The sequence below is a fragment of the Streptomyces sp. NPDC051452 genome, from assembly GCF_044454765.1.
In the GTDB taxonomy this organism is placed as follows: Bacteria; Actinomycetota; Actinomycetes; order Streptomycetales; family Streptomycetaceae; genus Streptomyces.
In genome coordinates, this window is the sequence record NZ_JBITEB010000001.1 from 650,853 (window position 1) to 672,903 (window position 22,051).

Sequence of the window (22,051 nt, forward strand, 5' to 3'; positions counted from 1 at the left end):
AAACACCTGAATTCCGGTTCGCGCCCCGGGCCGGGCTTGACCGGGTCCGTACCGCTGCCGCAGCGTGAGGACCTCGTAGACCGGCGGTGGGGCCGCGCAAGGCCACGCCCTCGGCGTGCGGCCGTCCTTTCCCCGCCCCGTGGGCCGAGGTCGCACTCCCTGTCCGGCCGACCGGGCTCTTCCCGGCCGGGTCATTAGGCTTGCCACGTGAGGGTTGTGCTATGTCACTCCACGAGGAGTCACTCCCCGAGGACGAACGTCGACCGCTGTCCGGAGCCCAGGAGGGCCTCTGGTACGCGCAGCGACTGGCTCCCGACAGCGCCGCGTACAACACCGCGGAGGCGGTGGAGTTCCACGGCGCCCTCGACACCGCGCTGTTCGAGACGGCGCTGCGCCGCACCGTCGGCGAGGCCGGCACCTTCGCGCTGCGTTTCCTCGACACGGACGACGGCCCCCGCTGCGACCGGGCCCCCGACGCCGACGACTGGCCGCTGCACCGGGTCGACGTCAGCGACGCCGACGACCCCGAGGGCGCCGCCTGGGAGCACGTCCGCGCGGAACTGGCGAGCCCCGTGGACACGGACAAGGGTCCGCTGTTCTCCCACACCCTGCTCACCCTCGCCGCCGACCGGTACCTGTGGCTGCTGAGGGCCCATCACCTCCTGCTCGACGGCTACAGCTACAAGCTGCTGGGCCGCCGTCTCGCCGACACCTACAACGCGCTGGCCGAAGGACGCGAACCCGGCCCCTCCGGCTTCCCGCCCGTGGACCGGCTGCGCACCGAGGAGGAGGCCTACCTCGCCTCCGAGCACCGCGCCCGCGACCACGAGCACTGGACGCGCCGGCTGGCCGGACTGCCGGAGCCCGCACGGCTCACCCGCCGCACGGCCGCGCCCCACGCCCCGTTCCTGCGCCACACCGCCGAACTGGACGGCGCCGAGACGGAGGCCCTGTCCGCAGCCGCGGGCCGCCTCGACGTCACCCGCACCGACCTGCTGACCACCGCCGTCGCCGCCTATCTGCACCGTATGACCGGCGCCGACGACCTCGTGCTGGGCATGGCCACGATGAGCCGGCTGGGCAGCGCCGCCCTGCGCACCCCCGGCACCGCCTCCGACGTCCTGCCGCTGCGCGTGACCGCCGCCCCGGAGACACCCGTGGCCGACCTCGCGCGCGCGGTGGCCGCAGAACTGGCCGCGCTGCGCCGGCACCAGCGCTACCGGGGCGAGTTCATCCGCCGCGACCTGGGGCTGCTCGGCACCGGGCGCCGGCTGTACGGACCGGTGCTGAACATCGTCCCGTTCACCGAGTCCCTGGACTTCGCCGGCCACCCGGCGACCTGGCACCACCTCTCCGGCGGCGCCGTGGACGACTTCCAGATCAGCGTGCGGCCCGGGAGCCGCCCGGACGAACTCTGGCTGGCCTTCGACGCCAACCCGGCCCTGTACGACGACGCCGAACTCGCCCTGCACCGCGACCGTTTCCTCGCCCTGCTGCGGCAGCTGACGCACACGGCGCCGACGACGAGGCTCGGGGACCTGGACCTGCTGCTGCCGGGCGAGCACCCGCGCGACCAGGCCGTACGAGACCACAGCGGCACCGACAGCCACGGCCACACCGGCACCGCGACGCTCACCGGCCTGTTCGAGCGCCAGGCCCACGCCGCGCCGGACCGGATCGCGGTGACCCACGAGGGGGAACGGCTCACCTACGCCGAACTCAACGCCGAGGCCAACCGTTTGGCCCGCCTCCTCGCCGAACGGGGCGCGGGACCGGGCCGGGTCGTGGCGCTGGCACTGCACCGCGGCCTGCGACTGCTGCCCGCGCTGCTGGCCGTCCTCAAGACCGGCGCCGCCTATCTGCCGATGGACCCCGGCCACCCGGCGGAACGCCTGCGACTGGTCATGGCGGACGCGGCACCCGTCCTGCTGGTCACCGAGGCCGGCCTCGCAGAACACCTCGACGGCGTCCCGGCGATCCTGCTGGACGACCCCGCCGTCACCGCGGACCTCGCCGCACGGCCGGACACCGATCTCACCGACGCCGACCGCACGGGCCCGACCGGTCCGGCGGACATCGCGTACATCATCCACACGTCCGGCTCCACCGGGCGCCCCAAGGGCGTGCCCGTCGCGCACGCGAACGTCGTCCGTCTCTTCACCGCGGCGGCCGAACACTTCGACTTCGGCGCCGACGACGTCTGGACCCTGTTCCACTCCTATGCCTTCGACTTCTCGGTGTGGGAGATGTGGGGTGCCCTCCTGCACGGCGGCCGGCTCGTCGTCGTCCCGTACGCCGTCAGCCGGTCCCCCCGGGACTTCCTGGAGCTGCTGCGCGACGAGGGCGTCACCGTCCTCAACCAGACCCCGTCCGCCTTCGAGCAGCTCATGGACGCCGACGCGACCCGGCCCGCAGACGTGGCTCCGGCCGACCCGGGCGCTCTGCGGTACGTCGTCTTCGGCGGCGAGGCCCTGCGCCCCGAGCGGCTGCGCCCCTGGGCCGACCGGTACGGCCTGGACCGCCCGGCCCTGGTGAACATGTACGGCATCACCGAGACGACCGTGCACGTCACCCACCACCGCATCACCCCGGCCGATCTGACCGACCCCCGCCGCGGCAGCGTCATCGGCACCCCCCTGGCCGACCTGCGGGTGTACCTGCTGGATCCCGCGGGCCGGCCGGTCCCGCCCGGTGCCGTCGGCGAGCTGTACGTCGCCGGCGCGGGCCTGGCCGCCGGCTACCTGCACCGGCCCGAGCTGACCGCCGAGCGCTTCCTCGACGATCCCTTCGGGCCGCCGGGCAGCCGGATGTACCGCTCAGGCGACCTGGCCCGGCGTCGCACCGACGGCACCCTCGACTACCTGGGCCGGGCCGACCAGCAGGTGCAGCTGCGCGGCTTCCGCGTCGAGCCCGGCGAGATCGAGGCCGTCCTCGCCCAGCACCCCGGGGTCTCCCGGGCCGCCGTCGTCGTACGCCGAGCCGACAACGGCGTGCGGCAACTCGTCGCCTACACCGTGGCCGCCGACGGGCCGCGGCCGGACCCCGCCGAGCTGCGCGCCCACGCCGCCGCCCGGCTGCCCGAGCACATGGTCCCCGCCGCCTGCGTGCCCCTCGACGCGCTCCCGCTGACCGCCAACGGCAAACTCGACGTCGACGCGCTGCCCGCACCCGACTTCACCGCAGCGGCGGCCGGCGCCCGGCCCGCCACCGCCGAACAGGCTCTCGTGTGCGCCCTGTTCGAGGAGGTGCTGCGGATGTCCGAGGACACGGTCGGAGCGGATGCCAACTTCTTCGACCTGGGCGGCGACTCGCTGCTCGCCACCCGGCTGCTGGCCCGGCTGCGACACCGTACCGGAGCCGAGGTGCCCATCACCGCCCTGTTCGAGGGGCCCACGCCCGCCGCCCTCGCGCGGCGGCTCGGCGACCGGTCCGACACCACGCCCGGGCGTCCCGTGTTCGGCGCGGCGGACCGCCCGGAGCGCGTTCCGCTGTCGTTCGCCCAGGAACGCATGTGGTTCCTCAACCGGCTCGACGACTCCACGGCGACCTACAACATCCCGCTGAGCGTGCCGCTCGGCTCCGCCGTCGACGCCGAGGCGCTGACCGCGGCGCTCGGTGACCTCGCCGAGCGGCACGAGAGCCTGCGGACCGTGTTCGCCGAGCACGACGGCGTGCCGTACCAGCGGATCCTGCCGGCGGCGGAACTGCGCCCCGAGCTGCGTCGGGTGGACTGCCCGGCCGACGAGATCGCCGCCCATGTCGCCGCCGCCTCCCGGCACCGCTTCGACCTCACCGCCGAAAGCCCCCTGCGGGCCTGGCTGTTCGGGACCGGAGAGCAGCGGACCCTGCTCCTCGTACTGCACCACAGCGCCGCCGACGGCTGGTCGCTGCGTCCCCTCGCCGACGATCTGAGCACGGCGTACGCCGCCCGCCTCGCCGGCACCGCCCCGGCCTGGGACTCCCCGCCGGGGCAGGTCGCGGACTACACGCTCTGGCAACGCGCCCTGCTCACAACCGGATCGGAAGGCACGGGACGCGCGGAGCGGCTGACCGCGCACTGGCGGACCGCCCTCGCCGGCCTGCCCGAGGAATGCACCCTGCCCGCCGACCGGCCCCGCCCGGCGACCCCGCGCGGCGGCGCCCATGTCACCCGGCACCTCGACGCGAGCCACCACCGGGCACTCGTCGGCCTCGCCGAACGGGAGGGCGCCAGCCTCTTCATCGTGCTGCACGCCGCGCTGAGCGCCCTGCTCACCCGCTGCGGCGCCGGCGAGGACATCGTGGTCGGCGCCCCGGTCGCCGGCCGCTCGGAACCCGGCCTCGACGACCTGATCGGCCTGATCACCAACACCCTCGTGCTGCGCGCCGACACCTCCGGCGACCCGGCCTTCCGGGACCTGCTGGCCCGGCTGCGGCCCGCCGACCTGGCCGCCCTGGACCACCAGGAGCTGCCCTTCGACCGTCTGGTGGACGAGCTCAACCCGCCCCGACTGCCCGGCCGCCACCCGCTGTTCCAGGTCATGCTGGCCCTGCAGAACAACGACCCGGCCGTGCTGCGCCTGGACGACCGGGTGGTACCGCTGCGGCCCACCGCCACCGGCACCGCCAAGTTCGACCTCTTCGTCGACGTCCTCGAACGGCACACCCCCGACGGCACCCCCGACGGTCTCGAACTGCACGTCGAGTACGCCACCGACCTCTACGACACCACCACCGCCGAGGAGTTCGCCCACGCACTGCACCGCTGCCTGGAGACCGTGTGCGCCGACCCCGGCGTCCGGGTCGGCGCCCTCCCGGCACCGGGGCCGCGTACCCTCGCCGCATCCCGCGAGGCGGATACCGCCGGCCTGGCGGACACGGCGCTGTCCGTGCCCGGCATCCGCGACGCGGTCGCCCTGCCCGGGTCCGACGGCGGCGCACCCCGGCTGTTCGTGGTGCCGGGCCGCGCGGACGCCGCCGAAGGCGTCGAACGGACCCTGGAGCGGATGGGTGCCGGCGCCGTCCGCGTCACCGCCGTCAGCGTGCTGCCCCGCACCACCGAAGGCGCCCTGGACACCGCCGCCCTGGACGCCCTGCCCGTCGTCGACCGCACCGCCGCCGCGTCCTGGCAGCGGCAACTCACCCGCGTCCTCGGCGTGCGCACGGCGGAGGCCGTCGTCGAGAACGCGCCGGAGGAACTGGGCCGCCGGTACGCCGGCCCCACGCACCGCACCCCGCAGCCGGCGGCGGCCGGCGCCCCCCGCACGGCGGCCGGCACGCGACCGGCCCTCAGCGAAGGGCCGGAGCTGCCCGAACCGTCCGTGGCCGGCTGGGCCCAGGCCCTGCTGCGCGCAGCCGAGCGGGGCCAGGGCGACATCGTGCACGTCCACGCCGACGGCACCGAGACACGGCGCGACTACGCCTCCCTCGTCCCCGAGGCCTCCCGGGTCCTCGCCGGACTGCGGCGGGCCGGGCTGCGTCCCGGCGACCAGGTGATCGTGCAGTGCGACGCCGGCGAGGACTTCCTCGCCGTACTGTGGGGCTGCATCCTCGGCGGGTTCGTCGCCGTCCCGCTGACCGTTCCCGCCTCCTACACCACCGCCTCGGCCGCGCTCACCAAACTGGAGGGCATCTGGCGGATGCTGGGCCGGCCCTGGATCGTGTGCTCCCCGGCACTGGAAGACGGCCTGCGCGCCCTGGCCGACCGGCAGAACTGGCCCGGCCTGCGCCTGACCACGGCCGACGCGCTCAGGGACGCGCCCGAGGACCGCGACTGGTACGCCGCCGCACCGGACGACCTCATCCTGATGCTGATGACCTCCGGCAGCACCGGCCTGCCCAAGGCGGTACGGCTGACCCACCGCAACGTACTGACCAGGTCCGCCGCCGCCGAGGCCATGAACGGACTCGGCGAGCGGGACGTGTCGCTGAACTGGATCCCGCTCGACCACGTCACCGGCGTGGTGATGTTCCACCTGCGGGACGTGTACCTGGGCTGCCGCCAGATCCACGCGCCCACCTCCTGGATCCTGCAGGACCCGCTGCGCTGGATGGACCTCGCCGACCGGCACCGGGTCACCGTGACCTGGGCCCCCAACTTCGCCTTCGGACTGCTGGCCGAACAGTCCCACCGCTTCCAGGACCGCCGCTGGGACCTGACGCCGATGCGGCTGGTGATGAACGCCGGCGAGGTCGTCGTGGCCTCCGCCGCCCGCGGATTCCTGCACGCGCTGCGGCCGTTCGGGCTGCCGCAGGACGTCATGCACCCCGGCTGGGGCATGTCCGAGACCTGCTCCGTGGTCACCGACACCGTCCTGCCCGCGCAGGCGCCGGGCAGCGACGAGACGTTCGTCAGCTGCGGCCTGCCCTACCCCGGCTTCGCCATGCGGATCGTCGGCGAACAGTCCGAGGTGCTCGCCGAGGGCGACGTCGGCCGGCTCCAGGTCCGCGGCACCTCCGTGACCGGCGGCTACCACGACAACGCGGCCGCCAACGCCGAGGCGTTCACCGGCGACGGCTGGTTCGACACCGGCGACCTGGCGTTCCTGCGCGACGGCGAGCTGTACATCACGGGTCGCGCCAAGGACGTCATCATCGTCAACGGCGTCAACCACTACAGCCACGAGATCGAGGCGTGCGTCGAGGAACTGCCCTGCGTCGTCCGCAGTTTCACCGCCGCCTGCGCGGTCCGCACCGACCCGTCCTCCGCCACCGACGAACTCGCCCTCTTCTTCCACCTCGCCCCCGGAGCCGACCCCGCCGCCGCGATGCGGGAGATCGCCGGCAAGGTCACCCGGGAGATCGGTGTCAGCCCCGCCTTCCTCGTCCCGGTCGGCACCGACGCCATCCCGAAGACCGAGATCGGCAAGATCCAGCGGACCAAACTGCGCAAGAGCTTCGAGGCGGGCGCCTTCGACGACGAGGTCCGCGAGGCCCAACTGCTCCTGGGCACCGCGGCGACCCTGCCCGACTGGTTCCTGCGGCCCGTGTGGCAGCGGGCCGACCGGCACCACCCGGACGCCGCGGCACCCGGCCGGCACACCCTCGTCCTCGCGGGCGACGACCCCCGCACCGAGGATCTGGCCGAGCGCCTGGCCCGCTCGCTGCGCGCCGCCGGCGGCCTGTGCACCGTGGTCACCGACGGCACCGCGTACACCCGCCTGGACGCCGCCCGCTACCGGATCCGGCCCACCGAGGAAGCCGACCACACGGCCCTGCTGCACGCCCTGGACGCCGACCGGCGACCCGTCGACGCCCTCGTCCACCTCGGCGCCCTGCACCACCAGGAGACCGCCGGCGAGACGGCGCCCGGTCATGCCGACGAGACGGCACCCGATCAGGCGGGCGCCAAGTCCCTGCTGGTGCTCGCCCGGGCCCTCGCCTCCCGGCCCGGCCGACCGGCACCGGTGGACCTGCTGTACGTCACCTCCGGCGCCCAGGCGGTCACACCCGGGGAGCGGCCGTCCCCGGCGCAGGCCATGGCCGGGGCCGTACTGAAGTCGCTGCCGGAGGAGTCCGGCGGGCTGCGCTGCGTCCACCTCGACCTCGGACCGGACACGGACGCCGACGACCTCGTGGCGCTGCTGTCCGCCGAAGCGGCGAGCACACCCGCCGACACCGAGGTCGCCTACCGCGCCGGACGCCGGCACGTCCGCCGGCTCGCCCCGCCACCCGACCCGGCGACCCGTACGGAACCGCCCGCCGTCGAGGGCTTCCACCTGGTCACCGGCGGACTGGGCGGCGTCGGCACCGAAGTCGCCGCCCACCTCCTGCGGACACCCGGCACCCGCGTCCTCGTCCTCGGGCGCACCCCGCTGCCCGACCCGGACACCGCACGGCACCCGGCCGACACAACGGCCACGGCCGCCCGCGCCGAGGCCTACCGGCGGCTGCGGGCCCTCGGCGACGTCCGGTACGCGTGCGCCGACGTCACCGACGAACGACAGGTCAGAGCGGCGATCGACGAGGCCACGAAGGCCTGGGGCACACCCCTGGCGTCGGTACTGCACCTCGCCGGCGCCCTCGTCGAACGGCCCGTCGGCGAACTGGACGCCGCCGCCTGGCAGGAGGCCCTGGACGCGAAGGCGCGCGGCGCCTGGACCCTGCACCGGATCACCGCGGACCACCCGGTCGCCTCCTTCGTCACCTTCTCCTCGGTGAACGGCTACTTCGGCGGCGCCATGAACACCGCCTACGCCGCGGCCAACGCCTATCTCGACGCGCTCGCCGTGCACCGCCGCGCCCTCGGGCTGCCCGCGCAGAGCATGGCGTGGAGCATGTGGCACGACCGCGGCATGAGCAGCGGCTACCGGCTCGCCCCGCTCACCGAGGCCCGCGGCTACCGGGTGCTGGACACCGCCGCGGCGCTGCGCTCCTTCGACCTCGCCCGCACCCTGGACGAGCCCCATCTGCTGATCGGCGCCGACCGCACCGCCCCCTGGGTCCGCAGCCATGTGCTCGAACCAGTGCGGCAGGTACGGCGGTTGGCCGCACGCGTCGCCCTGGAGGACGGCGCCGACCTCGGCGCCCTCTACCGGGCCGCGGCCGCCGCCGCGGACGGCGAGCACTGGGTGCTGCGCGCCGCGGGCGGCACCCAGCGGTCGGATACGGCCTCCGACGCCGGAGAGCGGCTCGCGGACCTGGAGAGCCGGCTCGCCGAACTGTGGTGCGGCGTCCTGGGCCGCGACCGGGTGGGCCGGGAGGACAACTTCTTCGACCTGGGCGGCAATTCGCTGCTCCTGGTCACCGCCCAGAGCGCCGTCAACCAGGCCTTCGGCTGCGATCTGACGGTCGTCGACCTGTTCGCGCACCCCACCGTGCGCGACCTGGCCCGCCATCTGGCCGCCCTGACCGGCCCGCGACCGGGAGCGGACCCGCGGCCGGGGCCGGATCCCCGGCCGGCGGACCCGGAGGCGGCGGCCGAGCGCACCGAGACCCCGCCCAGCGGGCTGGACCGCGCCAAGGAACAAGCACAGCGGCAGCGCGCGGCCCGAGCCCGCCGCACCGGACGGCACGGGAAGGACCGAGGCCATGCATGAGACCACCGAACCCCAGGACGAGCAGGCACCGGCCGTCGCCGTGATCGGCATGGCCGGCCGGTTCCCCGGCGCGGACGACCTGGACGCCTTCTGGGACAACCTGGCCGCCGGACGCGAGGCGGTACGCCCCATCACCGACGAGGAGTTCCTGGCCGCCGGCGGCGACCCGCGCGACCTCGACGACCCGACGCTCATCCGCATGGCCTCGGTCGTGGAGGGGATGGACCGCTTCGACTCCGGGTTCTTCGGCTACAGCCCCGCCGAGGCCGCCGTCGTCGACCCGCAGCAGCGCCTGCTGCTGGAGACGGCCTACCACGCCCTGGAGGACGCCGGCTGCCTCGGCGGCGCCGCCGACACCGGCACCTTCGGCGTGTACGCGGGCAGTGGCGACAGCCGCTACTACCCCGCCCACGTGTACCCGCGCTACGCCGGCCAGTCGGGTTCCGTGGAACTGGTGCACGCGGCCACCGCCAACTCCCTCGGTACGCTCGCCACCCGCGTCTCCTACGAACTGGGACTGACCGGCCCGAGCGTGTCCCTGCAGACGGCCTGCTCCACCGCGCTCGTCGCGGTGCACAACGCCTGCCAGGACCTGCTCGACTACCGGTGCGACACCGCGCTCGCCGCCGCCGTCTCCCTCAACCCCTCCGCGCTCCTCGGCTACCGGTACGTGCCCGACGGCCCCTTCTCACCCGACGGCCACTGCCGCGCGTTCGCCGCGGACGCCGCCGGCACCTCCTCCGGCGACGGCGTCGGCGCCGTCGTCCTCAAACGACTGGAGGACGCCCTGGCCGACGGCGACCGCGTCCGCGCCGTCATCCGGGGCAGCGCCGTCAACAACGACGGGCGCCGCAAGGTCGGCTTCAGCGCGCCCAGCGCCGCGGGGCAGACCGAGGTCGTCCTCGCCGCGCAGGCACAGGCGATGGTCGACGCCGACACCATCGGCCTGGTCGAGGCGCACGGCACCGCCACCCGGCTCGGCGACCCCATCGAGGTGTCCGCACTCACCGAGGCCTTCCGGCAGTCCACCCGGCGCAGCGGCTACTGCGCCCTCGGCTCGGTGAAGACCAACATCGGCCATCTCGGGGCGGCCGCCGGCATCGCCGGGCTCATCAAGGCGGTCCTCGCCCTGGAACACCGGCAGATCCCACCCAGCCTGCACTTCACCCGGCCCAACCCGCTCATCGACTTCGCCACCGGGCCCTTCCGGGTGCCCACCGCACTGGAGGACTGGGCCGCAGCCGACCATCCCCGGCGGGCCGCGGTCAGCGCCTTCGGTATCGGCGGCACCAATGCGCACGTCGTCCTGGAGGAGGCACCGCCGGTCGCACCCGAACCGCCCCGGCCGCCCGAGGACGGCCGCCGCCTGGTGCTGCCGCTGTCCGCGCGCACTCCCGGCGCCCTGCGCGGCCAGGCCACCAGGCTCGCCCGCCATCTGGAGCGGCGGCCCGCGCTGCGCCTGGACGACGTCGCGCACTCCCTGCGCACCGACCGGCCCGCACTGCGCCACCGCCTGACGGTGACCGCCGCCTCCCGGGACGAGGCCCTGACCGCGCTGCGCGAGGCCGTACCCGCCGCCGGGCCGCCCGCCTCGGACGAGCCCGCCCAGGTGGCGTTCCTGCTGCCGGGCGGCGGCACCCAGTACCCGGGCATGGGCGCGGAGCTGTACCGCGGGCACGGCGTCTACCGCGACACCGTCGACGAGTGCGCGCGCATCCTGCGCCCCGTCCTCGGCGCCGACCCGCGCACCGCCCTGTTCGAGCGGGGACGGTCCGACAGCACCAGCGCGTTCCTCGCCCTGGTCGTCACCGAATACGCCCTCGCCCGCACCCTGATGGACCTCGGCGTACGCCCCGACGCGCTCATCGGCCACTCGCTCGGCGAGTACACGGCCGCCTGTCTGGCCGGGGTCATCGACCTCGAGGACATGCTGCCCCTGGTCACCGAACGGATCCGGCTGATCAGCTCCGCGGGCGGGGCGACCGTCGGGGTGGCGGCACCGGTCGAGGAGCTGCTGCCGCTCCTCGACGACGAACTGTCCCTGGCCGCCGTGAACGGCCCCGCCGCCTGCACCGTCGCCGGACACGACGCCGCCGTGACCCGCCTGGAGGGCGAACTGGCCCGCCGGGAAATGCCGTTCCGCCGGCTGCGCATACCGGCCGCCGCCCACTCGCACGTCCTGGACCCGGTGCTGGAGACATACGAGAAGCATCTGCGCGGCGTCACCCTGCGCCCGCCCAGGATCCCGTTCGTCACCAACGTCACCGGCACCTGGATCACCGACGAACAGGCGACCTCCGTGCGGCACTGGATCGACCACACCCGCGAGACGGTGCGCTTCGCCGACGGCATCACGGCGCTGTGGCGGCGCGGGCGCCCGGTCCTGGTGGAGATCGGTCCGGCGGACACCCTCACCAAGCTGGCCACGGCCCAACTGGCGCCGGACACACCGGTGACGGTGACCACCATGCGGCACGCCAAGGCCGACGCCTCCGACGAGTTCGTCCTCGCCGAGGCCCTGGGCCGGCTGTGGAGCGCGGGCGTGGACAGGGCGCTTCCCCCGGTGCCGGGCACCCCCCGGCGAGCGCCCCTGCCCCCCTACGCGTTCGAACGGCACCGCCACTGGATCGACGCCCCCGGCGCCCGCACCGACCGGGACGCCCCGGACACCGCCGACACCAAGGCCGCCGGTACGGGCCTCGGCCCGCGGCCCCGGCTCACCACCGAGCACGTGCCCCCGCGCACCGAACGCGAACAGGCCGTCACCCGGCTGTGGGAGGAGACCCTCGGCATCGGCGGCATCGGCGTGCACGACAACTTCTTCGACCTGGGCGGCGACTCGATGCGCGCCGTCCTGCTGGCGGGCCGGTTGCGGCAGGCCCGGGTGCTCGATGTCCCCGCCGCCACGCTGCTCGCCGCACCCACCGTCGCCGGCGTCCTCGCCGCCACCGACGACACCGGCGGACAGTCGGCGAACGCCCCCGCGAACGCGCTCGGACCGCTGCTGCCGCTGCGCGCCGAGGGCGGCGCCACGCCCCTGTTCTGCGTCCACCCCGGCGCCGGTGTGTCCTGGCGCTACACCGGTCTGCTGCCCCACCTCGGCGGCGACCAGCCCGTCTACGGCATCCAGGCCGCCGGCCTCGACGGCTCCCGGCCCCCCGCGCCGGACGCCGCCGCCATGGTCGCCTCCTATGTCGACCTCGTCCGCGAGGTGCAACCGCACGGCCCCTACCGGCTCCTGGGCTGGTCCTACGGCGGTTTCGTCGCCCATGCGATGGCCTGCGCCCTGCAGGAGCGGGGCGAGCGGGTGGAACTGCTCGCGATGCTCGACGCCCCACAGCCACACGGCACCGGTTACGACGAGGAGGCGGCCGAACGCCAGGTCGCGGCACTGCTGTCCCGGGTGGCCGGCCTGCCGACGGAACCGGGCGCGGACCGACCGGGGGGAGCGGCGGCACCGGCGGACGTGGCGGCCGTACTCGACCGCATCGAGGCAGGCGTCGACGCGGATCCCACGAGTTCGCCGGTGACCCGTGCCCAGGCGGCGGCCATCGCGGCGGTGATGCGCAACAACCTCCGCCTCGCCCCCCAGTTCGCGCCCGGCGTCTTCCACGGCGACGCGATCTTCTTCAGCGCCGCCCGGGAACAGGACACCGACTTCCCCGGGGACCTCGCCGTCCTGCCCGGCAAGGCGGACGCCTGGCGGCCCCACGTCGACGGGACCCTGCACACCCACAGCGTGCCGTGCGGGCACTACGAGATGACCGAACCCGAGCCCATCGCGCTGATCGGCGCCGCGGTCGCCAAGGCGCTGCGCCAGGCCGCCGACGCCGACGACGGCACCACACCCGCCCCCGCGCCCCCGCGGCGCCTCGACCGTCCAGGAGATCCCACGTGACCGTGACCGCGAGCCAGGACCTCTACGAACTCGGTGACGCGCCCGAACTCGGCACCGCCCCGGCGAAGATGTACGCCTCGCTCATCCGCCGAGAGCGCTACGGACAGCCCGTGGACGCCTTCCGCACCGAGATCGTCGACGTGCCCCCGGTCCGGCGCGGCCAGGTGCTGGTCAAGGTCATGGCGGCCGGGGTCAACTACAACAACGTCTGGGCGGCGCTGGGGCAGCCGCTCGACGTGATCGCCGCCCGGCAGAAGGGCGGCGCCACCGAGGACTTCCACATCGGCGGCTCGGACCTCTCCGGCGTCGTCTGGGCGGTCGGCGAGGACGTGCGCGGCGTACGGCTCGGCGACGAGGTCGTGGTGCTCGCCAGCCGCTGGGACGAAGCGGCCGAGGACATCCGCCTCGGCGGCGACCCGGCCGTCTCCGCCACCCAGCGGGTGTGGGGATACGAGGAGAACTACGGTTCCTTCGCCCAGTTCGCGGTCGTCGACGACTACATGTGCCACCCCAAGCCCGCCCGGCTGTCCTGGGCCGAGGCCGCCTGCTACATGGCGACGGCGGCCACCGCCTACCGCCAGCTGTTCGGGTGGCAGCCGCACACGGTCCGGCCGGGCGACCCCGTGCTCATCTGGGGCGGCGCCGGTGGCCTCGGCAGCATCGCCATCCAGCTCGTCCGGCACGTGGGCGGCATCCCGGTCGCGGTCGTCTCCAACGAGGAGCGCGGCGAGTTCTGCGTCCGGCTCGGCGCCAAGGGGTGGATCGACCGACGGGAGTTCGACCACTGGGGCCGCATGCCGGACACGACGGACGAGGAGGCGATGGGCCGTTGGCTCGCCGGGGCCCGCGCCTTCGGACGGCGCTTCTGGGAGGTGCTCGGCGAGCGCCGCAGCCCGCGCGTCGTGCTGGAGCACTCGGGCGCCGACACCATCCCCACCTCCATGTACCTGTGCGACAACGGGGGCATGGTCGTCATCTGCGGCGGCACCACCGGCTACAACGGTGACGTCGACCTGCGCTTCCTGTGGATGCGGCAGAAGCGTCTGCAGGGCTCCCACGTGGCGAGCGCCCGTGAGGCACGTGAGGTGACCCGGCTGATCGACCAGGGTGTGGTCGACCCTTGTCTGTCGCGGACGTTCGGCTTCGAGGAGATCGGTCTGGCGCACCAGCTCATCCATGAGAACCGCCACCCGGCGGGCAACATGGCGGTCCTGGTCAACGCGCCGGCCTGACGCCGCTTCGGGGCCGACGCCGATGCGCCGGCCCCGGGTACCGATCCCCTTGCGTCACGGAGCCGTCAGGGGGTGGACCAGCCCAGGACCGTGCTGAGGACGCCGGGACCCGCCGTGGTCACATGGACGTGTACGGCGAGCGCCGCGGCGGCCCGGTTCTCGATCCGCAATCCGCCGCCGTACGGCCGCGCCCGCAGGTCACGCAGGTTCCGCGGCACACAACCCGCCGGCAGCCGCCGACTGGCGCGCAGTGCCTTCCACGCGGCCTCCTTCGCGGAGAACAGGGCCGTCACCGACCATGGGCCGGCCTCTGAACCGGCCGTGCGCAGGAGTTCCTCCTCGTCCGCGCGCAGCACCAGCCGGGCCGCTCCGGCCGGCAGCGGGCGCAGCTCCAGATCGCAGCCGAGCGGGGTGTCACGGCCCGGCGCGCGAGCCACGGCGACGGCGACACCCGCGCTGTGCGAGATCGACGCCGCTCGTCCGGGCGGGAAGCACGGCAGCCGGCCGGCCCGCGGGATCTCCCCGCACTCCAGCCCCACCGAGCGCAGCGCACGGCGCGCGGCGAGCCGGCCGGCGAGGAACTCCAGCCGACGGCGCTCCGGCATCGAGGCGGCCGCGGCCGCCTCGGCCGGTCCGGCGGGCACGAGGTGCGGCTCGGTGCTGACGGCGAGCCCCGGACCGAGCCCCGCCGCCGCCAACTCCGGCCCCAGCAGCCGCAGTCGGCAGGCCACCAGAAGACCTCGCTCGGCCGCCGTGGCGGGTGAAGCCGGGGCCTCCGGCGTCCGGGGCACGCCGTCAGGCCCGCAGCGACTTCTTGATGATCTTGCCGGCCGGGTTGCGGGGCACCTGCTCGATGAACTCCACCCGCCGTGGCCGCTTGTAGGGTGCGAGCCGCTGCGCGACATGCCCGAGGAGGTCGGCGGCACGGGTGTCCGGCTCGGCCACGACGTACGCCAGCGGCACCTCGCCGTAGTCCTCGTCCGGCGTGCCGACGACCGCCGCGTCCCGGACGGCGGGGTGGGTCATCAGCGCCCGTTCGATCTCCGAGGGGTACACGTTCTGACCGGCCCGGATGATGAGGTCCTTGGTGCGGTCCACGAGGTGGATGCGGCCCTCCTCGTCGACGAACCCCAGGTCCCCGGTCCTGATCCAGCCGTCGAGGTCGATCTCGCGGGTGGCCTCGGGATCGTTCCAGTACCCCTGCATGACGCCCGGCCCCCGTACGACGATCTCGCCGATCTCGCCGCACGGCAGTTCCGTGCCACTGTCGTCGGCCGCGCGGGCGGACATGCCCGGGACGACGCGTCCGCAGGGGATGCGCGCGGTGACGTCCCCGGGGGCGGGATGCTCGTCGGGGCCGAGGGTGACGAACGGGCCGCCGACCTCCGTCATGCCGTAGACCTGCCGGAAGCCGCAGCCCAGTCGCCGTACGGCGTCGGCGTACACGTCGAGGGGCATGGGGGCCGCGCCGTAGAGGATCTCCCGGAGCGTCGACAGGTCGGTCCGGTCGGCGCCCTTGGCCTGCAGCATGAAGCGCAGCATCTGCGGGACCATCCACATGTGGGTCGCGCGCTCCTTCTCCACCGCGGCGAGCGCCCGCTGCGGGGTGAAGCCGGGCATGAGCACGATGGTGGCACCGGCGGCCATGTAGGTGAGGGACACCACCATGCTGCCGTGGTACAGCGGACAGCAGTTGACCATGAGGATGTCGTCGGTGGGCCGGGCCATGACCAGCCAGCCCAGGGCGATGGCACGGAAGGAACCGCTGTCCACCGTGACGCCCTTGGCCTGCCCGGTGGTCGCCGAGGTGTGCAGGATCGCGACGGGATCGGTGTCGGCCACGGTGGGCAGGTCCCGGTCGGCGGCCAGGGTGCCGAGCGCCTCGAACGCCGGCTTGTCGAGCGCCATCCGGATCCGCACGGAGGCCGGCAACTCGGGATGCCGGTCCAGCAGTTCCGACTCGCCGAAGACGGCCACCGCGCCGACGCGCTCGACGATGCCGGCCACCTCGGGCACCGTCAGGCTGTGGTTCAGCGGGACGAACAGCGCACCGAGCCGGGCGAGCGCGAAGTAGCTCTCCAGCACCTCGATGCGGTCCTTGGACAGGACGGCGACGCGGTCACCGCGCTCGATGCCCAGCTCGGCCAGGCCGCGGGCGAGTTCGAGCGTTCGGTCGTGGAACTCCGCCCAGGTGACCCGCCGCTGCTCGTCGACCAGCGCCGTGCGGTCCGGCCGGCACTGGCGGTTGCGTTCCAGCAGCTGTGTCAGCCACATCACGCACCGCCGTCGACACCGGCCGCGGAGCGCTCGGCCACGAAACGCTCGTAGTCGGCGATCGAGTGCAGCTTCTCCATGTCGTCGGCGGTGATCTCCACACCGGCGCGCTGCTCGACGAGCAGGACGAGACGCACCAGGTCTCCGGAGTCGATGCCACTCGCGGCGAGGTCGACGTCGTCACCGACCCGCTCGCTGTCGGCGAACTCCTCCGTACCGGTGAGTTCGACCAGCAACTCCCTGATGGTGCTCATGGTTTCCCCTTCCACCGCGGCAGGCGGCCGGAGTGGAGGCCGGCCGTCTGCCGAGCGGGTCGCGTCTGTCGCCTGTCACCCGAACAAGAGGAACTCCTCCCGCGCCGCAATCCCCCCGCCACCGGGTGACGTTTGTCACGCGGCCGGACCGACCGCCGGGGGATTGCGGGCCGTTCGCACCGCCTCTTTCCGAGACGGAGGCCGCGCCCGACCCACCGGGCGGCGTGGGCCGCCGAAGCCCGAGGAGTGCCGAAGGAGTGATGGTCAGTGCCCAGGCGAGTGGTCCCGGTCGGGGACGTGGACGCCCCTGTGGCGGCGGAGACCGGCCGGGGAGGCGGAGCATGAGCGCGCGGTCCGCGGGCACCGAGGCCGCCGACCAGGGTGAGTCGCTCGACCGGTTCGAGGCGCTCATCGCCGCGGGGGAGGCCGTCGAACCGCGAGACTGGATGCCCGACGGCTACCGGCGCATGATGGTGCGTCAGATCGCGCAGCACGCCCACTCCGAGATCATCGGTATGCAGCCGGAGGGCGCCTGGCTGACCCGGGCCCCCTCCCTGCACCGCAAGTCGGTGCTCATCGCCAAGGTCCAGGACGAGGCGGGACACGGGCTGTACCTCTACTCCGCCGCGGAGACGCTGGGGGTGGACCGCGCCGAACTCCTCGACGCCCTGCACCGGGGGCAGCAGCGGGCCTCGGCGACGTTCAACCACCCCGCGCTGACCTGGGCGGACACCGGCACCATCGCCTGGCTGACCGACGGCGCCGCCGTGATCAACCAGGCGCCGCTGTGCCGTACGTCCTACGGTCCCTACGCCCGGGCGATGCGCCGGGTCTGCCAGGAGGAGGCCTTCCATGTGCGGCAGGGCTACGACCTGATGCGCGCCCTGTGCGAAGGGACGCCGGAGCAGAAGGCGATGGCCCAGGACGCGGTGGACCGCTGGTGGCTGCCGGCCGTGGCGCTGATGTTCGGGCCGCCCGACACGCAGACGGGCGGCGCCGACGCGCGTACGGCGGCCCTCGGTGCCTCGGTCTCCCGGCGTGCCATGGCCTGGGGCATCAAGCGGCACACCAACGACGAACTGCGTCAGCGCTTCGTCGACAGCTGCGTCCCGCAGGCCGAACGCCTCGGCCTGACCCTGCCGGACCCCGCGATCCGGTGGAACGAGGAGCGCGGCCACTACGACTTCACGCCTGTCGACTGGGACGTCTACCGGCGGGCGCTCGGTGACGACACCCACTGGTCCAGGCAGCGCGTCGCACACCGCAGCGCCGCGCACGAGGACGGCGCCTGGGTACGGGAGGCGGCGGCCGCGTACGCCGCCCGCACGGAGCCGTCCGGGGACCATCTGGCCGCCGGGGACACCGATACGACGTCGGCCACCGGACCGGGAGGGGTTCCCGCACCGGACGGGGACGGACGGGTTCCCGTGCCGGACGGAGACGGAAGGACTTCGGTTCCCGCGCCCGCCGGGGACGGAAGGGTTCCCGCGCCCGCCGGGGACGAAGGCGTTCCCGCGGTCGCCGGGGGCGGAAGCGTTCCCCAGCCCGCCTCGGGCGCGGGGGAGAACACGCACGACCGGACGGGGGAGCGCGCATGAACCAGGAGCGGGAGGGCGCCCCGGCGTCCTGGGAGGTGTTCCTCAGGCCCCGCCGCGGCCTCGCCCACCAGCACGTCGGCTCGGTGCGCGCCTCCGACCCGGACACGGCCCTGCTCACGGCGCGCGATCTGTACACGCGCCGCGGCGACCCGCTGTCGCTGTGGGTGGTCCGCTCCGACGCCGTGCACACCGCGTCCCCGGACGAACACGACCCGTACTTCGCCAACGCCCGGCACAAGCCCTACCGGTACCCGCAGCACTTCGCGCCGCTCACCGAGAAAGGCCCCGACGGTGACCTCGACCACTGACCCGGCACCCGCCCGCACGGCGGACGCCCGCGTCGACGCCCACCTCGCCGTGCACCTGGTGCGTCTCGGCGACGACGCCCTGGTCCTCGGCCAGCGGCTGTGCCAGTGGATCACGCGGGCGCCGACCATCGAGGAGGACCTGGCGCTGTCCAACATCGCCCTCGACCTCGTCGGGCAGGCGCGGACGCTGTTCACCTTCGCCGGGCGAGTCGACGGAACGGGCCGCGGCGAGGACGACTTCGCCTTCGCCCGGACCGACCGCGAGTTCACCAACACCCTGCTCACCGAGCTGCCCAACGGCGACTTCGCGACGACCATCGCACGGCAGCTCGCCTACACCCACTACGCCGTCCTGTACTACGAGGCACTGGGTGGCTGTGCGGACCCCGAACTGGCCGCGTTCGGTCAACGGGCGGCCGGCGAGGTCGCGTTCCACCGGCTGCACGCCGACACCTGGACCGAGCGGCTGGGCCTCGGCACCCCCGAGAGCGGCCGCCGGATGCAGCGCGGCCTGGACGAGGTGTGGCCGTACATCGCGGAACTGTTCGACGAGGACGACATGTCGCGCCACCTGTGCGCGGCGGGCATCGTGCCCTCGCCGGCCCCGCTGCGCCCGCTGTGGGAACGGCGGACGAGTGAGATCGTCACGCGCGCCGGACTCACCGTGCCCGCGCCGCGCTGGCAGGCCCGGGGCGGCCGGGCGGGCCTGCACACCGAGGAGTTCGCGTCGCTGGTCGCCGAAATGCAGTCGGTGCACCGACAGTTCCCCGGAGGCACCTGGTGAACGGCCCCACGCCCGCCGTGGCACTGTCGGCGCCCGACCGTCCCGGACTCACGGCCCAGGAGGTCCGGGCACTGGTGGAGGCCCTGCCCGATCCGGAGCTGCCGATGATCGGGCTCGGCGACCTCGGCGTCGTCCACTCGGTCGCCCCCGGCGTCGACGGCGTGCTCGAAGTGGAGGTCATGCCCACCTTCCTGGGCTGCCCGGCGCTGCCCGCCATCGTCCGGGCGATCGAGGAGGTGCTCGTGGCCGCCGGCCATCCGGACGGAAGGGTCCGCCACGTGCTCGCGCCGCCGTGGACGACGGACCGCATCACGGCTGCCGGACGGGACAAGCTCGCCGCCCACGGCATCGCCCCGCCCGCCCCGGCGCGGGGGGACGGTCCGGTCCTCCTCCAGGTGGCCGAGGTGCCCTGCCCGCACTGCGGCTCCCGGGCCACTCGCCCGCACAGCGCCTTCGGGCCCTCCCGCTGCCAGTCGATGCGGCGGTGCACGGCCTGCCAGGAGCTGTTTCCGCACCTGACCTCGCTGTGAGGCCCCCCGTGAATCCCCCCGTCAACCCCGCCGACACCGCCCCTGACGCGACCGTAGCCACCGACGCCGGGCACGCGTTCGCTCCCGCCCACCGAGACGGTGACGACTCCCGCGACCGCGACCGCGACCAGAATCACGACCGCGACCAGAATCACGACCGCGACCAGGTTCAGGACCGCGACCGCGACACGAGCCGGAACCGGGACCGAGCCGTCGGTCGGCGCACCGGCTGGCACCGGCTCGTGGTCACCCAGGTCCGCCACCTGCCCGGGACCGCCGTCGCGGTCACCCTGGACGTGCCCGGCACCCTGCGGGACACCTTCGCCCACCGGCCCGGCGAGCACGTCGTGGTCCGGCACCGCGCCGCGGGCGCCGAACTGCGCCGCAGCTACTCGGTATGCCCCCCGCCCGACGACCCGGCCGCGCTGCGCCTGGTCATCGGGCGCGGCGCCCCCGACGGCTTCGGCGCCTACGCCAGGACCAGCCTCAGGACCGGCGACGTTCTCGAACTCTCCCCGCCCACAGGCGCGTTCGCCCTGCCGCAGCGCCCGGGAGCGCACCATGTGCTGGTCGCGGGCGGCACCGGTATCACCCCTCTCGCCGCCATGGCCGCGGCCGCGCTGCGCGAGGATCCGGACTGCCGCGTCTCCCTGGTCCACTCGGTACCCACCTCGGCGGACGCCCTGCTCTCCGACGAACTCGCCCTGCTGAAGGACGAGTTCGTCGACCGCTTCACCGCCCTGTACGTCCTCACCCGGGAGGAGCGGGACGACGGCCCGATGACCGGGCGGATCGACGCGGCGAAGTTGCCCCGCCTCCTCACCGCGCTCGACGCCGGCACCGGCTCCGGCACCACCTTCGCCCTGTGCGGCCCGGCCGGTCTGGTCGCCACGGTCCGGCAGGCGCTGACGGAATGGGGAGCCGACCCGGCCCTCGTCCGCTCGGAACTGTTCACCCCCGACGACACCCCACAGCCGCCCACGCGGGCACAGCCCCCCGCACCCGTCCAGGCACACACCCGTGTCACCGCGCTGCTCGGCGGCCGGCGTCGCGTCGCCACCGTCGAGCCCCAGGACGCCGCGCTCCTCGACGCGCTGCTGCGCGGCCACCCCGACGTGCCCTACGCCTGCCGTGAGGGCATCTGCGGCAGCTGCCGGGCCAAGGTGCTGGAGGGGCGGGTGACGACCGGTCCCCAATACGCCCTCGACGCCGGGGAACTGGCCGCCGGCTACACCCTCACATGCCGTGCCCTTCCGCTCGGCGCCGAGGTCACCCTCGACTTCGACGCATGACACGGCACACATCCCCGTCACGGCCACGGCCGGAACCCCCTTTCCAGGTGAAGGAGAAGAGATGACCACCCCCCTGCGGCACGAGGGCAGGACCGCCCTGGTCACCGGCGGCAGCCGGGGCATAGGCCGCGCCATCAGCCGGCGACTGGCCCGCGAGGGCGCCCTGGTGGCCGTCCACTACGGACACGACCAGGAGGCGGCCGAACGGACCGTCAAGGAGATCGAGGCCGACGGTGGACGTGCGTTCGCCGTCCACGCCGAACTCGGCGTCCCCGACGACGCCGACACCCTGTGGGCGGCCTTCGACGCGGCCCTGGCCGGCCAGGACGCCGAACCCGGCCTGGACATCCTCGTCAACAACGCGGGCATCACCCTCCCGCGCCGGATCGCCGACGTGACCGAGGCCGACTACGACCGGGCGTTCGCCGTCAACACCAAGGCGCCCTTCTTCATCGTCCAACGCGCCCTGGACCGGTTGCGCGACGGCGGCCGCATCGTGAACGTCTCCTCGGTGGCCACCCGCGTCGCCTTCCCCCCGATCATCGCCTACACCATGACCAAGGCCGCCCTGGACTACCTGACCCTGACCCTCGCGCAGGAGCTGGGGCCCCGGGGCATCACGGTGAACAGCGTCGCCCCCGGGTACACCGAGACGGAGATCAACCCCACCCTCGCCGTGCCGGAGATCCGCCAGAGGTACGCCGACGCCTCCGTGTTCGGCCGGCTCGGCGCTCCGGCGGACATCGCCGACGTCGTGTCCTTCGTGGCGAGCGAGGAGGCCCGCTGGGTGACCGGCCAGTGGATCGACGCCTCCGGCGGCGTCCACCTCGGTGTGTGAGGCACGCCTTCCACGCCGCGCCCGCC

At 74.3% G+C, this 22,051-nt stretch carries 11 protein-coding genes and 1 pseudogene; 9 read left to right on the plus strand and 3 right to left on the minus strand.

The genetic code is table 11. The annotated features are described in order from the left end of the window. Positions 1-221: 221 nt before the first annotated feature. Genes ACIBA9_RS02685 through ccrA form a run of 3 tightly spaced genes read left to right on the plus strand, consistent with a single transcriptional unit; the run spans position 222 to position 14,147 of the window. Positions 222-9,017: an amino acid adenylation domain-containing protein gene (locus tag ACIBA9_RS02685; RefSeq protein ID WP_399359517.1), complete on the plus strand. Its 8,796-nt coding sequence runs from the start codon at positions 222-224 to the stop codon at positions 9,015-9,017. Continuing rightward, positions 9,010-12,915 (plus strand): type I polyketide synthase, encoded by a 3,906-nt coding sequence (locus ACIBA9_RS02690; protein ID WP_399359518.1) that lies wholly within the window; start codon positions 9,010-9,012, stop codon positions 12,913-12,915. Before ACIBA9_RS02685 ends, ACIBA9_RS02690 begins: the two co-directional genes overlap by 8 nt. A 2-nt stretch (positions 12,916-12,917) precedes the next feature. Beyond that, a complete protein-coding gene (gene ccrA, locus ACIBA9_RS02695) occupies positions 12,918-14,147 on the plus strand; it encodes a crotonyl-CoA carboxylase/reductase (RefSeq protein ID WP_399360001.1) in 1,230 nt (409 codons plus the stop codon). Positions 14,148-14,212: 65 nt separating this feature from the next. Here ccrA and ACIBA9_RS02700 read toward each other — a convergent pair whose 3' ends face one another. The 3 genes from ACIBA9_RS02700 to ACIBA9_RS02710 form a co-directional block, all read right to left on the minus strand. Beyond that, entirely contained in the window at positions 14,213-14,878 is a 666-nt protein-coding gene (locus ACIBA9_RS02700; RefSeq protein WP_399359519.1) for a 4'-phosphopantetheinyl transferase superfamily protein, read from the minus strand. A gap of 64 nt (positions 14,879-14,942) precedes the next feature. After that, positions 14,943-16,421 (minus strand): class I adenylate-forming enzyme family protein, encoded by a 1,479-nt coding sequence (locus ACIBA9_RS02705; RefSeq protein WP_399359520.1) that lies wholly within the window; start codon positions 16,419-16,421, stop codon positions 14,943-14,945. Beyond that, positions 16,421-16,675: an acyl carrier protein gene (locus ACIBA9_RS02710; protein ID WP_362152601.1), complete on the minus strand. Its 255-nt coding sequence runs from the start codon at positions 16,673-16,675 to the stop codon at positions 16,421-16,423. The genes ACIBA9_RS02705 and ACIBA9_RS02710 overlap by 1 nt, the downstream gene beginning before the upstream one ends. A 341-nt stretch (positions 16,676-17,016) precedes the next feature. Here ACIBA9_RS02710 and paaA point away from each other — a divergent pair. The 6 genes and pseudogenes from paaA to ACIBA9_RS02740 all read left to right on the plus strand — a co-directional run. Then, positions 17,017-18,000 (plus strand): annotated as a pseudogene (paaA, locus tag ACIBA9_RS02715) (1,2-phenylacetyl-CoA epoxidase subunit PaaA); the annotation flags it as partial. Between the two features lie 269 nt (positions 18,001-18,269). After that, positions 18,270-18,581 carry a 1,2-phenylacetyl-CoA epoxidase subunit B gene (locus ACIBA9_RS02720; protein ID WP_399359521.1) on the plus strand — a complete coding sequence of 104 codons (312 nt, stop codon included), beginning with the start codon at positions 18,270-18,272 and terminating at the stop codon, positions 18,579-18,581. After that, positions 18,565-19,365, plus strand: a complete 801-nt coding sequence (paaC, locus tag ACIBA9_RS02725; protein ID WP_399359522.1) for a 1,2-phenylacetyl-CoA epoxidase subunit PaaC — start codon at positions 18,565-18,567, stop codon at positions 19,363-19,365. Before ACIBA9_RS02720 ends, paaC begins: the two co-directional genes overlap by 17 nt. Beyond that, entirely contained in the window at positions 19,362-19,895 is a 534-nt protein-coding gene (gene paaD / locus ACIBA9_RS02730; RefSeq protein WP_399359523.1) for a 1,2-phenylacetyl-CoA epoxidase subunit PaaD, read from the plus strand. The genes paaC and paaD overlap by 4 nt, the downstream gene beginning before the upstream one ends. 8 nt (positions 19,896-19,903) lie before the next feature. Next, positions 19,904-21,187, plus strand: a complete 1,284-nt coding sequence (locus tag ACIBA9_RS02735; protein ID WP_399359524.1) for a 2Fe-2S iron-sulfur cluster-binding protein — start codon at positions 19,904-19,906, stop codon at positions 21,185-21,187. Between the two features lie 61 nt (positions 21,188-21,248). Beyond that, the gene (locus ACIBA9_RS02740) at positions 21,249-22,025 is read left to right on the plus strand and encodes an SDR family oxidoreductase (protein ID WP_399359525.1); all 777 of its coding nucleotides are present in this window, start codon (positions 21,249-21,251) and stop codon (positions 22,023-22,025) included. Positions 22,026-22,051 lie beyond the last annotated feature (26 nt).